The 15,131-nt window shown below is 66.7% G+C and carries 15 protein-coding genes and 2 pseudogenes; 14 read left to right on the top strand and 3 right to left on the bottom strand.

Translation table 11 applies throughout. The features are described 5' to 3' along the window. Positions 1 to 89 precede the first annotated feature (89 nt). Positions 90 to 227, top strand: a pseudogene (locus tag ACFPN9_RS07070) (IS3 family transposase); the annotation flags it as partial. A 90-nt stretch (positions 228 to 317) separates the two neighbouring features. Here the strand turns inward: ACFPN9_RS07070 and thyX are convergent. After that, on the bottom strand, positions 318 to 1,259 hold the full coding sequence (gene thyX / locus ACFPN9_RS07065) for an FAD-dependent thymidylate synthase (protein ID WP_066734499.1): 942 nt from the start codon (positions 1,257 to 1,259) through the stop codon (positions 318 to 320). Between the two features lie 266 nt (positions 1,260 to 1,525). Between thyX and thyA the strand changes: the two are divergent. From thyA to ACFPN9_RS07025, 8 genes and pseudogenes are all read left to right on the top strand, one after another. Further along, positions 1,526 to 2,041, top strand: a pseudogene (gene thyA / locus ACFPN9_RS07060) (thymidylate synthase); the annotation flags it as partial. After that, positions 2,038 to 2,520: a GNAT family N-acetyltransferase gene (locus ACFPN9_RS07055; RefSeq protein ID WP_066734501.1), complete on the top strand. Its 483-nt coding sequence runs from the start codon at positions 2,038 to 2,040 to the stop codon at positions 2,518 to 2,520. The pseudogene thyA and the gene ACFPN9_RS07055, both read left to right, overlap by 4 nt. Before the next feature lie 4 nt (positions 2,521 to 2,524). Beyond that, positions 2,525 to 3,040 (top strand): dihydrofolate reductase, encoded by a 516-nt coding sequence (locus ACFPN9_RS07050; protein WP_066734503.1) that lies wholly within the window; start codon positions 2,525 to 2,527, stop codon positions 3,038 to 3,040. Between the two features lie 154 nt (positions 3,041 to 3,194). Next, complete coding sequence (gene hflK / locus ACFPN9_RS07045) at positions 3,195 to 4,367, top strand: FtsH protease activity modulator HflK (protein WP_066734505.1); 1,173 nt, start codon at positions 3,195 to 3,197, stop codon at positions 4,365 to 4,367. Continuing rightward, positions 4,364 to 5,290: a protease modulator HflC gene (gene hflC / locus ACFPN9_RS07040; protein ID WP_066734507.1), complete on the top strand. Its 927-nt coding sequence runs from the start codon at positions 4,364 to 4,366 to the stop codon at positions 5,288 to 5,290. Before hflK ends, hflC begins: the two co-directional genes overlap by 4 nt. 17 nt (positions 5,291 to 5,307) lie before the next feature. Continuing rightward, the gene (locus ACFPN9_RS07035) at positions 5,308 to 5,493 is read left to right on the top strand and encodes a DUF2065 domain-containing protein (RefSeq protein WP_066734511.1); all 186 of its coding nucleotides are present in this window, start codon (positions 5,308 to 5,310) and stop codon (positions 5,491 to 5,493) included. A 135-nt stretch (positions 5,494 to 5,628) separates the two neighbouring features. Beyond that, the gene (locus ACFPN9_RS07030) at positions 5,629 to 7,155 is read left to right on the top strand and encodes a DegQ family serine endoprotease (RefSeq protein ID WP_377816065.1); all 1,527 of its coding nucleotides are present in this window, start codon (positions 5,629 to 5,631) and stop codon (positions 7,153 to 7,155) included. A 152-nt stretch (positions 7,156 to 7,307) separates the two neighbouring features. Further along, positions 7,308 to 7,649 carry a DHCW motif cupin fold protein gene (locus tag ACFPN9_RS07025; RefSeq protein ID WP_066734515.1) on the top strand — a complete coding sequence of 114 codons (342 nt, stop codon included), beginning with the start codon at positions 7,308 to 7,310 and terminating at the stop codon, positions 7,647 to 7,649. On the opposite strand, the gene serB is transcribed toward ACFPN9_RS07025, so the two are convergent. Next, on the bottom strand, positions 7,646 to 8,530 hold the full coding sequence (serB, locus tag ACFPN9_RS07020; RefSeq protein ID WP_066734517.1) for a phosphoserine phosphatase SerB: 885 nt from the start codon (positions 8,528 to 8,530) through the stop codon (positions 7,646 to 7,648). The genes ACFPN9_RS07025 and serB overlap by 4 nt on opposite strands. A 92-nt stretch (positions 8,531 to 8,622) precedes the next feature. On the opposite strand from serB, the gene miaA reads away from it, so the two are divergent. Then, positions 8,623 to 9,477 carry a tRNA (adenosine(37)-N6)-dimethylallyltransferase MiaA gene (gene miaA, locus ACFPN9_RS07015; protein ID WP_245282385.1) on the top strand — a complete coding sequence of 285 codons (855 nt, stop codon included), beginning with the start codon at positions 8,623 to 8,625 and terminating at the stop codon, positions 9,475 to 9,477. Here the strand turns inward: miaA and ACFPN9_RS07010 are convergent. Next, on the bottom strand, positions 9,474 to 10,934 hold the full coding sequence (locus ACFPN9_RS07010) for a GGDEF domain-containing protein (protein ID WP_066734522.1): 1,461 nt from the start codon (positions 10,932 to 10,934) through the stop codon (positions 9,474 to 9,476). The two genes, miaA and ACFPN9_RS07010, sit on opposite strands and share 4 nt — an antisense overlap. Before the next feature lie 302 nt (positions 10,935 to 11,236). Between ACFPN9_RS07010 and ACFPN9_RS07005 the strand changes: the two genes are divergently transcribed. The 4 genes from ACFPN9_RS07005 (at position 11,237) to ilvN (ending at position 15,077) form a co-directional block, all read left to right on the top strand. Next, positions 11,237 to 13,000 (top strand): acetolactate synthase 3 large subunit, encoded by a 1,764-nt coding sequence (locus ACFPN9_RS07005; protein ID WP_066734531.1) that lies wholly within the window; start codon positions 11,237 to 11,239, stop codon positions 12,998 to 13,000. Between the two features lie 123 nt (positions 13,001 to 13,123). Further along, positions 13,124 to 13,831 (top strand): aspartate/glutamate racemase family protein, encoded by a 708-nt coding sequence (locus tag ACFPN9_RS07000; RefSeq protein WP_066734533.1) that lies wholly within the window; start codon positions 13,124 to 13,126, stop codon positions 13,829 to 13,831. After that, positions 13,828 to 14,541, top strand: coding sequence for a glutathione S-transferase family protein (locus tag ACFPN9_RS06995; protein ID WP_066734534.1), 714 nt, complete (start codon positions 13,828 to 13,830; stop codon positions 14,539 to 14,541). The genes ACFPN9_RS07000 and ACFPN9_RS06995 overlap by 4 nt, the downstream gene beginning before the upstream one ends. Beyond that, entirely contained in the window at positions 14,538 to 15,077 is a 540-nt protein-coding gene (gene ilvN / locus ACFPN9_RS06990) for an acetolactate synthase small subunit (protein ID WP_066734535.1), read from the top strand. Before ACFPN9_RS06995 ends, ilvN begins: the two co-directional genes overlap by 4 nt. The last annotated feature ends 54 nt before the right edge of the window (positions 15,078 to 15,131 follow it).

Here is a 15,131-nt window from a genome sequence, read left to right as displayed (position 1 = left end):
AGCGTAAGCTCTGAAATCGTCATATGTCCAAGCCCCTCTCGGCTCGGAACATCAACGTTCCAGTCCCCGCGCGAAAGGTGAGGCCGGGACGACGCTTACGATTCTATCATGAGGTGGGCCTGACGGTGCGCAAACGGCGAGCGACGTGGCGTGCGGTGACAACCCGTGTGCCCATCCTCCTCGAAGCGAAGGCCGATGCGCGCTGGTTGCTGGATTTCGTCCACGACGCGCACCCTGCTGACATCTCAACCAGCCATACAGCTATTTGCCATAGGGCCGATTGCTTGGCATGACGGCAGCCCCATGCAACGACGCGATCAAACTTGTTCGATACCCATCGTCTGGCAGAGTTCTCGCCATTCTCGAGGCGATAGCCCGCTTGTCGCTGCCGTCAGCTTCTCCCCCGCAATCATCCGCCGCACCGCAGTTATGGCGGTGCGTGAGAGCGACGCGCTACCCATGCGATGTTCCACGAACGCTTCATGGCTAAGCGGAACCCACCGACTCATGATTTCCAGCATGGCCTCCGCATACACGCGGATTTCGTACTGAGCGTGCGGGTCCGCCCGTAGGCGAAGGAAGCCCATTAGGTTGTGGAGATTGGCCTTCCAATACCACTGGGTATAGGTGTTAAGAGTCAGGTTCATTCGGGCGAGTTCTCGCGCAAGGCCTGACCTGTCCTCGTCTGGAGCCTGTTCGTCTGAGGGTTCGTTCAGCATCCACGCATAATTCGAATAGGTGCGTTCAGCATCTTCGCGCAAAATCTCCAGCACACGGCGCGCCTCGTCGCCTTCAAGGACTTCGCCCCGTCCCTGTCGATTGCTGCTCGACTGAGCTGCGAGATGCTGCTGCTCAGGAATATAGAATTCCTTATCTAGAATGGAGTAGCGGGCGGAATACTCATTTACGCTCGCGGTGCGATGGCGAATCCATTGTCTGGCAACAAATATCGGTAGCTTGACGTGAAACTTAATGTCAGCCATTTCAAAAGGCGTAGTGTGCCAATGCCTCATCAAATACATGATGAGGCCACGGTCCTCGCTGACTTTCTTTGTGCCTCTACCGTACGAAACGCGTGCCGCCTGCACCACCGCGCTGTCGTCGCCCATGTAGTCGATCACCCGGACAAAACCGTGGTCGAGAACCTGGAAGGGCTCGTAGAGAATTTCCTCCAACGCCGCGACGGTCGGCCGCAACGTCTGCGAGGACGTCGCACGGGTCTGCCGGATCTCTTCTCGTTGCTCGCTGGTGATGCTCATTGGATTCCTTCCTCGTCTCGCAAGCGAGTACGTGACTGCTTCACTTCTCGCAAGTTCGCCGCCTCGCGTCCGGACGGGCGACGATCTGATAAGCGCTCAGTACGATCAGCATCATGCTTCTTGATTCCCCCTACGACGGACAACGACAGTGGTGTTCCAGGCGGGGTGGTGCTGTGGACGAGACAGCTGTCACAATATGCGGAGTGATAGGGTGTATCGAGAAGATGGCGTATTCACCGATGTCACGATACGAATGGCTTAACGAATATGGCCGGCAGTGGCGCTCCTGGCCGGCGCCGGACGGCCAGACGATCGATCAGATCGCCTGGCTGGTGAACGAGATCCGGCGCAATCCGGATTCGCGCCGCCTGATCGTCTCGGCCTGGAATCCAGCCGACATTCCGAAGATGGCGCTGGCGCCCTGCCACTGCCTGTTCCAGTTCTTCGTCGCCGACGGAAAGCTGTCCTGCCAGCTCTACCAGCGCTCGGCCGACGTCTTCCTCGGCGTGCCCTTCAACATCGCGAGCTATGCGCTGCTGACGCATATGGTGGCGCAGGTGACCGGCTTGGGCGTCGGGGAATTCGTCCACTCCTTCGGCGACACGCATCTTTATGTGAATCACCTCGACCAGGCGCAGCTGCAGCTGACGCGAGAGTTCAGGCCGCTGCCGAAGCTCGTGCTCAACCCGGCGGTGACGAAGCTCGAGGATTTCCGCTTCGAGGATGTGACGATCGAGGGCTACGACCCGCATCCGGCGATCAAGGCGCCGATCGCGGTATGACCCTCACCATCCGTCCTGCCCGGCCCGACGAGGCCGGCCTCGTGCTCGATTTCATCAAGGCGCTCGCCGAGTATGAGCGGCTGGCGCATGAGGTCGTCGCGACGGAGGCCGAGATCGCAGCGGCCCTGTTCGGCGAGAATCCGAAGGCCTTCTGCGACATTGCCGAGTGGAACGGCGAGCCAGCGGGCTTCGCGGTCTGGTTCTACACCTATTCGACCTTCTCCGGCCGTCACGGCATCTGGCTGGAAGATCTCTTCGTGCATCCGCCGTTTCGCGGCCACGGCATCGGCAAGGCGCTGATGGCGGGGCTGGCGAAGCGCTGTCTCGACGAGGGGCTGCCGCGGCTGGCCTGGTGGGTGCTGAACTGGAACGAGCCCTCACGCGTGTTCTATCGCTCGCTCGGCGCCAAGGCGCAGGACGAATGGACGGTGAAGCGTCTCGACGGCGAGGCGCTGGCGCAGCTGGCGGGGCAGGGCTGAGACGATGGCCGCTCTCCCCCTCGTCCTGATCGCGGCCGTCGCCGACAATGGCGTGATCGGCGACGACAACCGCCTGATCTGGCGGCTGAAGACCGATCTGCGCCGCTTCCGCTCGCTGACGCTCGGCCGTCCCGTGGTGATGGGGCGCAAGACTTATCTCTCCATCGGCAAGCCCCTGCCGGGGCGGGAGACGATCGTGCTGACGCGTGATCCGGCCTTCCGCCCCGAGGGTGTCCGCACGGCGGCCGATCTCGATGCGGCGTTCAGTCTGGCGCGGCAGGTGGGGGCGGCGATGGGCGCCGACAGCGTGACCGTCGCGGGCGGGGCCGACGTCTATCGTCAGGTCCTGCCGCTGGCCGATCGGCTGGAGCTGACCTTCGTCCATGCCCGGCCGGCGGGCGACGCGGTGTTTCCCGAATGGGACCGCTCGGCCTTCGTCGCCGATGCGCCGGAAAACCATCCGGCTGGCCCCGATGACGAGCATGCCTTCACCTTCGCGACCTTTCGCCGCCGGGCCTGAGCGGCTTTCCGTTCACGATGAAGACCTTGCGTCGTTGACGAATCCATGGCCCATGCCCAAGTCAGCGCAGACCGCTCCGGCTGGGGAGCACTGACAAGCGGCCGCCCATCGCCTATGGCAGGGCAGGTTCGCGGAGAAAGGGAACGGCGCGAGTATGCCTTGGAGCAACCAGAGCGGCGGTGGCAGCAACGGGGGTGGACCCTGGGGCCAGCGCGGGGGAAGCGGCGGCGGTGGCGGCGGCGGCCCCTGGGGTGGCGGCGGCTCCGGCGGAGGCGGCCATAGTGGCCCGCCCGATCTCGAGGACATCCTGCGCCGCAGCCAGGACCGCCTGCGCACCATGATGCCGGGCGGCAATCTCGGCGGGCGGGGTCTGATCTTCGGCCTCCTGGCCCTGATCGTGGTCTGGCTCCTGACCGGCTGGTACATCGTCCGCCCGAACGAGGTCGGCCTCAATCTCCGCTTCGGCAAGTTCATCGGCAAGACCGGCGAAGGCCTGAACTACAACTGGCCCTATCCGATCGGCAGCGTGATCAAGCCGCAGGTGACCAATGTCGTCACCACCGAGGTCGGCTTTCGCACCGTCGAATCCGTGCGCGCTTCGCGCCAGTCCGACGTCATCGAAGAGAGCCTGATGCTCACCGGCGACGAGAACATCGTCGACATCGACGTGATCGTGCAGTGGCAGATCGACCCGGCCGCGCCCGAGAACTACGTCTTCAACATCCAGGACCCGCCGGGCACGGTGAAGGCCGTCGCCGAGAGCGCGATGCGCGAGATCATCGGCCGGCGCAACATCCAGCCCGTGCTGACGACCGACCGCGCCGCGATCGAGGCCGAGGTCCGCCAGCTAATGCAGGAGACGCTGAACGGCTATAATGCCGGCGTTCAGATCCGACTGGTCCAGCTCCAGAAGGTCGACCCGCCGCAGCAGGTCATCGACGCCTTCCGCGACGTCCAGGCCGCGCGCGCCGACCAGGAGCGCCTGCGCAACGAGGCCGAGACCTACGCCAACCGCGTCGTGCCGGAATCGCGCGGTCGCGCGGCGCAGCTCGTCCAGTCGGCCGAAGCCTTCAAGGAGCAGACGGTGGCCGAAGCGCTTGGTCAGGCCAGCCGCTTCAATGCGGTCTACGAGCAGTACAAGCTGGCGCCGGCCGTGACCCGCGAGCGTCTCTTCCTCGAGACGATGGAGCGCGTGCTCGGCGGCACCGACAAGGTGATCCTCGACAGCAGGGGGAACGGCCAGGGCGTCGTGCCTTACCTGCCGCTCGACCAGTTGCAGCAGAGGCGCCCCGCTCCGGGCGCTCCGCAGACGGGAGCTGTCCGATGAACGGCGCCATGATCCGTATCGGCCTGCTCGTCGTCCTCGGCGTCGCGGCGGTCGTCTTCTACGCCATGACCTTCGTGGTCCAGCAGACGCAGTCGGCCCTCGTGCTGCGCTTCGGCGCGGTCCGCAGCGTTGTCACCGCGCCCGGCCTCTACTTCAAGCTGCCGGCGCCGTTCGAGCAGGTGACCCTGCTCGACAACCGCATCCTCGATCTCGACCTGCCGGCGCAGGAAATCATCGCCTCGGACCAGAAGCGTCTCGTGGTCGATGCCTTCACGCGCTACCGCATCTCCGATCCGCTGCGCTTCTATCAGGCGGTCAACAACATCCCGCGCGCCAACTCGCAGCTGGCCTCGATCGTGAACGGCAATGTCCGCTCGGTGCTGGCGGAGGCCTCCTTCACCTCGATGGTCCGCAATGACCGGGCGCGGCTGATGAACCGTATCCGCGACGAGGTGAACCGCGAAGCCGCGCGCTTCGGCATGACGGTGGTCGATGTTCGTCTGCGCCGCGTCGATCTGCCGGCCGCCAACTCGGCCGCGGTGTTCCAGCGGATGCAGACGGAGCGTCAGCGCGAGGCGGCGGAAGCGCGCGCGCTCGGCGCCCAGCAGGCCCAGGAGATCCGGGCCCGCGCCGACAGGGAGTCGACGGTCATCGTCGCCGAGGCGCAGCGTCGGTCCGACGAGATCCGCGGCCAGGGCGAGGGCGAGCGCAACCGCGTCTTCGCCGAGGCCTTCGGCAAGGACGAGGAGTTCTTCACCTTCTACCGCTCGATGCAGGCCTATGAGGCGAGCATCAAGGCGGGCGATACGAAGATGGTGCTCTCGCCGGACTCGCCGTTCTTCCGGTTCTTCAACGGACCGAACGCGCCCCGGCCCGAAGGCCAGGCCGCGCCCGCTGCGGCGCCGGCACCGGCCCGTCCCTGACGGGACCCGCGCCGCGCATGTGGGATTTTGTTGCGGCGTTGGGCCTCGTCTTCGCGATCGAGGGCATTCTGTTCGCAGCGGTGCCCCATCTCGCTAAGGAGGCGCTGCGAAGCGCCTCCGAGACGCCGGTCGATATCATGCGCATGATCGGGCTCGCCTCGGCCGTGCTGGGCGTCGCGATCGTCTGGTTCGTTCGGGGATGAATTGCGGTGAATGGCCGGCGGCCATGGTCGCATGATCGTGTGTCGACCTTCCGCCGCATTTCGCAGTTCAATTGGGCCTACGCTTTCCGAGCCGGGCGACTCGGCCGGATCTTCTGCACGAGGACACTGATGGCAATGCATCCCGTCTCTGCTACCGGAGCTTCCGCGCCGCGCTCCCGCCGCCTCGCGCTTGCCGCTGGGGCCGCCTGCCTGTCGTTGCTGGCCTCCCCGGTGCTGGCTCCGGCGCAGACGGCGGCTTCGCCCGTTTTGCAGGGGCAGGTTTCGCTGGCCGACCTGGCCGAGCGTGTGATGCCGGCGGTGGTCAACATCGCTGCCGTGACGACGAGCGACACGCGCGGACGCACCCTGCCGCAATTGCCGCAGCTCGGCCCGGATACGCCCTTCGGCGATCTGTTCGAGGAGTTCTTCAACCGCCGCGGCCAGGGCCAGCAGGGCCAGGGTCAGGCCCCGCAGCAGCGTCGTTCGCAGTCCGCGGGCTCGGGCTTCGTGATCGATTCCTCGGGCATCGTGGTCACCAACAACCACGTCATCGGCGACGCCAACGAGATCACCGTGATCTTCAACAGCGGCCTGCGGCTGAAGGCCGAGGTGGTCGGCAAGGACGCCAAGGTCGACCTCGCCGTCCTGCGCGTGAAGCACGACAAGCCGCTGCCCGCGGTGAAGTTCGGCGATTCGGACAAGATGCGGATCGGTGATCCCGTCATGGCGATCGGCAACCCGTTCGGCCTCGGCGGCTCGGTCTCCTCGGGCATCGTCTCGGCGCGCAACCGCGACATCCAGCAGGGCCCCTACGACACCTACATTCAGACCGACGCCGCCATCAACAAGGGCAATTCGGGCGGGCCGCTGTTCAACATGGCGGGCGAGGTCATCGGCATCAACACCGCCATCCTGTCGCCGACGGGCGGCTCGGTCGGCATCGGTTTCGCCGTGCCGTCCTCGCTCGCGACCTCGATCGTCGACCAGCTCAAGGAGTTCGGCGAGACCCGCCGCGGCTGGCTGGGCGTGCGCATCCAGAGCGTCGATGACGCGACCGCCGAGGCACTGGGCCTTGGTGCCGCGCGCGGCGCGCTGGTGGCCGGCGTCGACGACAAGGGACCCGGCAAGCCGGCCGGCCTCGAGGTCGGCGACGTGATCACCAAGTTCGACGGCAAGGAGGTCAAGGATTCCCGCGACCTTCCGCGCATCGTCGCCGCCACGCCGGTCGGCAAGGACGTGCCGGTCACGATCATGCGCAAGGGCAAGGAAGAGGTGAAGACGGTCAAGCTCGGCCGCCTCGAGGATGGCGAGAAGGTCCAGCCGGCCTCGGCGCGCACCCCGGCCGAGCCGGCCAAGCCTGCGGTCACCGCTGCGCTCGGCCTCGAGTTGTCGCCGCAGACGGAAGAGCTGCGCAAGCGGTATTCGATCAAGGACGGCGTCAAGGGTGTCATCGTCACCAAGGTCGATCCGAACTCGAACGCCGCCGACAAGCGCGTCCAGGTCGGCGAGCTCATCGTCGAGATCGGCCAGGAGCCCGTCAATTCGCCGGCGGACGTGACCAAGCGCCTCGATGCGCTGAAGAAGGAGGGCAAGAAGTCGGCCCTGCTGCTCGTCTCCAACGCCCAGGGCGAGGTCCGCTTCGTCGCCGTGGCGATGAACTGAGCGGTTTCTCCCGCCGCGATGCGATCGAGGGCGGCCGAAAGGCCGCCCTTTTTCATGTGCCCGCGCCGGGGTGATGGCGGTCATCAGCGATCGGCATTGGTGTCCCGCCGACCGTGATGGCAGGGTGCCGGACCGGCTCTGGAGTTCCTGCGATGAAGATCAGCGACATCCCCTTCGTCACCACCGACTGGTCCACGGTCCCGACCGAGCGCCATGCCGGCGATGTCGGCGAGGCGATCTGGCGGGTGCAGTTCTTCGGCCCGGCGGAGAACCGCATCCGGGTGCGGATGGTCGAGTACAGCCCCGGCTACGAGGCCGATCACTGGTGCTCCAAGGGCCACATCATCTTGTGCCTTGAGGGCTCGATGGAGACGACGCTGGAGGATGGGCGGGTGATGCCGCTCAAGGCGGGGATGAGCTACCAGGTCGCCGACGGCGCCGAGGCGCATCGCTCCCGCACCGTGACGGGCGCGAAGCTGTTCATTGTCGACTAGCTGCGGACGATCTCCGCACCGGTGTAACCCTGCGCATAGAGCAGCGCGGTCAGATCGGCGTGGTCGAGCCGGGCATGGGCGGCGGCGGCCACCGCCGGCTTGGCGCGGAAGGCGACGCCGAGCCCGGCCTCACCCAGCATGGCGAGATCGTTGGCGCCATCGCCGACCGCCAGCGTCTGGGCCGGGGCAAGGCCGAGGCGCGCGCGCAGTTCCAAAAGCGCGTCGAGCTTGGCCTGCTTGCCGAGGATCGGATCGGCGACCTGGCCGATCAGCACGCCGTCCTGCGCAAGCAGGGTGTTCGAGCGGTGCTCGTCGAAGCCGATGGTCGCGCTGATCGGGCCGGTGAAGACGGTGAAGCCGCCCGAGACCAGGGCGGTGTGTCCGCCCTGGCCGCGCATGGTCATGACGAGTTCGCGCCCGCCCGGCGTCAGCGTGATGCGCTCGCGGATGATCTCGGCCACGACCGAAAGCGGCACGCCCTTCAGCAGCGCGACGCGCTCGCGCAGCGCCGGCTCGAAGGCGATCTCGCCGCGCATGGCGCGCTCGGTGATGCCCGAGACTTTCTCCTTCAGGCCGACATAGGCGGCGAGTTCGTCGATGCATTCCTGGCCGATCATGGTCGAGTCCATGTCGGCGAGGAACAGCGCCTTGCGCCGCGTCGCGGCCGGCTGGACGAGAATGTCGATCGGCGCGCCCTCCAGCAAAGGCCGCAGCTCGGCTTCGAGCTTGCGTGCATCGCCGGCTTCCGCGAAGAGGTCGGCCGCGATCTCGCCGTCGAGGCGCTGCGTGCGCAGCGCGCCGGGCAGGGCGGCAAGACGCTGCAGCAGCGCCTCGACGATCAGGGCCTGTCCATGGGCGGAAACCAGTGTCGCGACGAGCATGTGAAGGGCCGGATCGGGTGACGAGGGCAGCGGAAGGGATCAGGGCCGTGCTCATCGCAGGTCCGACCGCGAGCGGCAAGTCGGCGCTGGCGATGGCCCTGGCACGCGAATTCGGCGGCGTCGTCGTCAATGCCGACTCGATGCAGGTCTATCGCGATCTGCGGGTGCTGACGGCGAGGCCGACGCCCGCGGAGGAGGCGAGCGTGCCTCACCGGCTCTACGGTCATGTCGACGGGGCGGTGAACTACTCCGCGATGCGCTATGCCGCGGAGGTCGCCGGGCTGCTGACAGAGTTGCGTGAGAGCGGGCAACTGCCGATCCTTGTGGGCGGGACGGGGCTCTACTTCAAAGCTTTGACCGAAGGGTTTTCGGCCATGCCGCCGGTGCCGGAGGCGGTGCGCGCGGCCTTTCGCAAACGCGCCGAGGGCATGGCGACGGAAGCGCTGCATGCCGAACTCGCCGGGCGCGATCCGGAGATGGCAGGACGGTTGCGCCCCTCCGACCGGATGCGGATCATGCGGGCGATCGAGGTGCATCTGGCAACGGGGCGGTCGCTCGCCGCGTTCCAGGGCGCGCGCGAACCTGGGCCGCTGGCTTGTGTCGAGGCGCTGCGTCTCTTCGTCAGCCCCGAGCGGGAGGCCGTCCGCGCGGCGATCGACCGGCGCTTCGAGGCGATGATGGCGCAGGGGGCTCTCGACGAGGTCAAGCGCCTCAAGGACCGTGGTCTCGATCCGCTGCTGCCGGTGATGCGGGCTCATGGCGTGCCAGGGCTGATCGCCCATCTGGACGGAGCGATTTCGCTGGATGAGGCGATCCGGCGTGGCCAGGCCGATACGCGAGCCTATGCCAAGCGGCAGGTGACCTGGTTCCGCCATCAGATGGCAGGCTGGGAAGCTGTCGCGCCGGATGCGGCGCTCGGCATCGCGCGGGCGCGACTGCGCGCTTAAGCAGCGGCTGCGAGACCATCCGATCCGGCGATGGCGATGCGGTTGCGCCCCTCGCTCTTGGCGCGATAGAGCGCCTGATCTGCCCGGCTCGTCAGCGCGGCGAGCGTTTCGCCATCCTGCCAGGAGGCGATGCCGCAGCTGGCCGTGACCCCGAGCCCCAGCGTCTCCGAAACGGGCAGCGTCTTTCCTGCCAGCGCCTGCTGCATCCGCATCGCCGCCGCGGCGGCCTCCTCCGTGCTTCCCTGCATCAGAATGGCGAACTCCTCGCCGCCGAAACGCCCGACCAGCGCGTCCCTGGCGCCAAAGACCCCGAGCAGCAGATCGGCAAAGGCGCGGATGACGGCGTCTCCGGCGGGATGGCCATAGCTGTCGTTGATCCGCTTGAAGTGGTCGATATCGACAATGAGCAGCGAGACCGGCGCGGCCGCCGTCATGGCGTGGCCGAGCATCGTCTGGGCGTGTTCGGTGAAGGAGCGGCGGTTGAGCAGCGCGGTGAGCGGGTCGGTCTCAGCCAGCCGGCGCAGCTCCTTCTCGCGCTCCTCCCTCAGGCCGATCTCGTCGGAGAGCGCCTGGCGCGTGGCGCGCTCGATGCCGACCTCGAGGGCCAGCGTAGCCGCCCGCTGCTGCAGCGACTGGTTGGCGAGCATCAGGTTCGAGATGTCGGACAGCGTGATCACCAGGCCGTCTCCCAGCAGGGCCAGCGAGACCTGAAGCCAGATCTGGCGGCCCCCCGCCATAAAGGCGACCTCGAACTGGTCGGGTCGCAGAAGCTCGACCGCCTGGCGCAGGCGGTTCCAGTGCTCCTCGGCCGCCAGAAAGGGCAGGGATTTGCGCAGGTCGCAGCCGAGTTCCAGGGCTGCCTCGCTGCCGCAGAGCGTCGTCGCCCGCTGGTTGGCCGACAGCACGCTCAGCCCCGTGAGCGCGGCATCCGCGTCGCGCACCGCCTCGACCGCGACGATTCCGAAGGGCGAGGTTTCCATCAGGAGCATCAGGAACTCCTCCCGGAAGCTCATCTGGCGGCAGAAGACGATCAGGTGGCGGCCACCGTCCGCGTCGGTGGTCGGAAGGATCAGCCGCTCGAAGATCCCGACGCGGGCCGAGCGCACGGTCCGGTGAAGCGTGTAGGTGGCGACGCCTTCCGCGAGGGCATGATCGTAGCAGTCGATCGTGAAGGCGGCGACGTCGCTCTGGAGATTGGAGACATAGCCGCCCGTGCGGTCGCGCCCGGTCGTGCGGGGCAGGGTGCGGCCGCAGGCGTCGTAGCGATAATCGCCGGTCTCGGTCGGGGAGAGCAGCATCAGGTCGTCGCCGGCTGCCTCTTCGGCGAGGGCTCTCAGCGCCTCATGCGGGGCGCCGGCGCGTCCGCTGGCCAGCCGCTCGAAATGCCGCATCAGCACCGGGACCTCCGGCGCATGGGCGCGGATGAGGATGCTGCGCGGGTTGACGTCGTGGTGCATGGAGCCGTCCGTAGCTCGGATTAACCTACAGCAACTCGCTTGCCAAAAGGTTGCAGAGGGGACGTTCAGATGCGGATGCCCCGCTTGACCCGGCCGCCCCGCTCCGCTAGCGTCCCGCAACATCTGCAAAGGGTCGAAGCGCGATGCGCAAGCTTATTATCGTAGGGGTGCGCTGGTAGGGGCCGGTTCCGCAGGGAGCCGCGTCAACCCCGACGCCAGCGCACGTCCAGGCCCCTTGAGGGCCTTTTTTATTGCCCGTTTTCGACCTTCCCACCTTCCCCGAGCTGCCGCAGGAGACCGTTATGAGCGAGATGATGACCGGTGCCGAAATGGTCGTCCGCGCGCTTCAGGACCAGGGCGTCGAACATCTGTTCGGCTATCCCGGCGGCGCCGTGTTGCCGATCTATGACGCGCTGTTTCAGCAGGACAAGGTCAAGCACGTCCTCGTCCGTCACGAGCAGGGCGCTGTCCACGCCGCCGAGGGCTATGCCCGTTCGACGGCCGGCAAGGTCGGCTGCGTGCTCGTCACCTCCGGCCCTGGCGCAACCAACGCCGTGACCGGGCTGACGGATGCGCTGCTGGATTCGATCCCGCTCGTCGTCATCACCGGCCAGGTCCCGACCCATCTGATCGGCTCCGACGCATTCCAGGAATGCGACACGGTCGGCATCACGCGCTCCTGCACCAAGCACAACTATCTGGTTAAGAGCATCGCGGACCTGCCGCGCATCCTTCACGAGGCCTTCTATGTCGCGTCCAACGGCCGCCCCGGCCCGGTCGTCATCGACATCCCGAAGGATATCCAGTTCGCCAGCGGGCTCTACAGCCGGCCGCGCGACAACCAGCACAAGACCTATCGCCCCACCGTCAAGGGCGACCTCGCCAAGATCAAGGCCGCCGTCGCGCTGATGGCGAGCGCCAAGAAGCCGGTGTTCTACACCGGCGGCGGCGTCATCAATGCCGGCCCGCATGCCTCGGCGCTGCTGCGCGAACTGGCGCGGCTGACCGGCTTCCCCGTCACCTCGACGCTGATGGGTCTCGGCGCCTTTCCGGCGGCCGACAAGCAGTGGCTGGGGATGCTCGGCATGCACGGCACCTACGAGGCCAACCTCGCGATGCATGACTGCGACGTCATGATCAATATCGGCGCGCGCTTCGACGATCGCATCACCGGGCGGCTGGACGGCTTCTCGCCGCGCTCGCGGAAGATCCATGTCGATATCGATCCGTCCTCGATCAACAAGACGGTCAAGGTCGATATCGGGATCGTCGGCGACTGCGCCCATGTGCTGGAGGATATGGTTCGCGTCTGGCGCGAAACCTCTCCGCAGGTCGACAAGACGGCGCTGGCCGCCTGGTGGACGCAGATCGACGGCTGGCGCGGTCGCAAGAGCCTCGCCTACAAGCGCTCGGACACGATCATCAAGCCGCAATACGCGCTGGAGCGGCTGCAGGCGCTGACGAAGGACCGTGAAACCTACATCACGACCGAGGTCGGCCAGCACCAGATGTGGGCGGCTCAGTATCTCCAGTTCCAGGAGCCGAACCGCTGGATGACCTCCGGCGGACTCGGGACGATGGGCTATGGTCTGCCGGCCGCCATTGGCGTGCAGCTCAAGCACCCGAAGGCCCTGGTCATCGACGTCGCCGGCGAGGCCTCGATCCTGATGAACATGCAGGAGATGTCGACGGCGGTGCAGTACCGGCTGCCGATCAAGATCTTCATCCTCAACAACGAGTATATGGGCATGGTGCGCCAGTGGCAGGAACTGCTGCATGGCGGCCGCTATTCCGAGAGCTATTCGGAGTCCTTGCCCGATTTCGTGAAGCTGGCCGAGGCCTATGGCGGCCACGGCATCCGCTGCTCGGACCCGGCGCTGCTCGACGATGCGATCATGGAAATGATCGAGACGCCCAAGCCCGTGATCTTCGACTGCCTCGTCGCCAAGGAGGAGAACTGCTTCCCGATGATCCCGTCAGGCAAAGCCCATAACGAGATGATCCTGCCCGATTTCGACGGCGACACGGGCGAGATCATCGACGCCAAGGGCAAGCAGCTGGTGTGAGACCGCACCGTCATGCTCGGACTTGAACCGAGCATCTCAGGCCGGATGGGTTGTTTCATCCTGCGCGAGATTCTCGGGTCAAGCCCGAGAATGACGAGGCTGGCATGGCGGGGGAGGGACACCATGACGACCATCGGCCTGATCGGCGGGATGAGCTGGGAATCGACGGCTGTCTATTACCGGCTGCTCAACGAGGGCGTGCGGGCGCGGCAGGGCGGGCTGCATTCGGCCGATATTTTGCTGCACTCGCTGGACTTCGCGCCGGTCGCTGAAATGCAGGCACAAGGCGACTGGGAGGGCGCGGGCGCCCTGCTGGCGGACAGCGCGCTGCGGCTGGAGCGGGCCGGGGCGGGGTGCATCGTTCTCTGCACCAACACCATGCACAAGGTGGCTGACCGCATCACGGCGGCGACGCGCGTCCCGTTCTTGCATCTTGCCGACGTCACCGCCAAGGCGGTGAAGCGCCGGGGTGTCCGCCGGCCGCTGCTGCTGGCGACGCGCTTCACCATGGAGCAGCGCTTCTATCTCGGCCGGCTCGCCGCCTTCGGGATCGAGGCTATGGTGCCCGAGGAGGCGCAGCGGACCGAGGTTCACCGCGTCATCTATGAGGAGCTTTGCCGCGGCCGAATCGAGCCCGCTTCGAAGGCGCGTTATCTCGCGATCATCGCCGAGGCCGCAGGGCAGGGCGCCGATGGCGTCATCCTCGGCTGCACCGAGATCGGTCTTTTGATCGGGCAGGACGACCTCGACCTGCCGGTGTTCGACACCACCGCGCTCCATGTCGAGACCGCGCTCGATTTTGCCCTCGCTGCAGAGAGCCAGGCGGCATGAAACTCGTCATCGCCAACAAGAACCACTCCTCCTGGTCGCTGCGGCCCTGGCTGCTGCTGACCGAGTTCGGCATCCCCTTCGAGGAGGTGCTGATCCCCTTCGGCCAGACCTTCGACGATCCCGACTGGAAGCGGGCGATCGCCGCCTTCACGCCGGCCGGCAAGGTGCCGGCGCTGATCGACGGCGAGATCCGGGTCTGGGAATCGCTGGCGATCCTGGATCATGTCGCCGACACCCGCCCCGATCTGGCGATCTGGCCGCGCGACCCTGCGGCGAAGGCGATGGCGCGCTCGATCTCGGCGGAGATGCATGCCGGCTTCCAGGCCCTGCGCAGCGCCTGCCCGATGAACCTCGCCTGGGTTCATCCCCCGCGCGATCGCGGGCCGAAGGTCGCCGCCGATGTGGCGCGCATCGCCGCGATCTGGAACGAGGCGCGGGCGCGTTTCGGCGCCGGCGGGCCCTTCCTGTTCGGCGCCTTCTCGGCGGCGGACGCCATGTTCGCGCCGGTCACGGCCCGCTTCACCGGCTACGGCATCCGTCCCGACGACGTCAGCGGTGCCTATTGCGAAGCCGTTCAGGCCACGAAGGGTTATGTGTCCTGGCGGATGGCGGCCTTCGCCGAGCCCTGGATCATCGCCGAGGACGAGGCCGACGAGCCCGTCATCACTGACCATCGTTCCTTTCTCAGCCGCAGCCGGGTCTCTCCATGAACACGTCGTCGCATTACCCCAACGCCCCTATCGCCCAGCCGATCGCCCGGCACACCCTGGCCGTGATCGTCGACAACGAGCCGGGCGTCCTGGCGCGGATCGCCGGGCTGTTTTCGGGCCGCGGCTACAACATCGAGAGCCTGACGGTTTCCGAGACCGAGCACGAGAAGCATCTCTCGCGCATCACCGTCGTGACCTCCGGGACCGCGGCCGTGATCGACCAAATCAAGGCGCATCTCGACCGGCTCGTGCCCGTCCATCGCGTCGTCGACCTGACGCTCCAGGGCGAGGCACTCGAACGCGAGCTGGCTTTGGTCAAGGTGGTGGGCAAGGGTGAGCACCGCGTCGAGGCGATGCGGCTGGCGGCGGCCTTCGGGGCGCGCACGCTCGACGCCTCGCTGACCTCCTTCGTGTTCGAGCTGACCGGCACGACCGAGGAGATCGAGCGCTTCATCAAGCTGATGACCGCGGTGGGGCTGACCGAGGTCTCCCGCACCGGCATCGCCGCCATGAGCCGCGGCCCCGAGGCGATGTAGCTTTTTGCGGATATCCGGGCCAAGTGTTACGGATATCCGGCAAGGAGGCGCGCC

This window comes from Allobosea massiliensis (assembly GCF_042655245.1).
GTDB classification, from domain to species: Bacteria; Pseudomonadota; Alphaproteobacteria; order Rhizobiales; family Beijerinckiaceae; genus Allobosea; species Allobosea massiliensis.
This window is presented reverse-complemented; position numbering and strand designations above follow the sequence as displayed.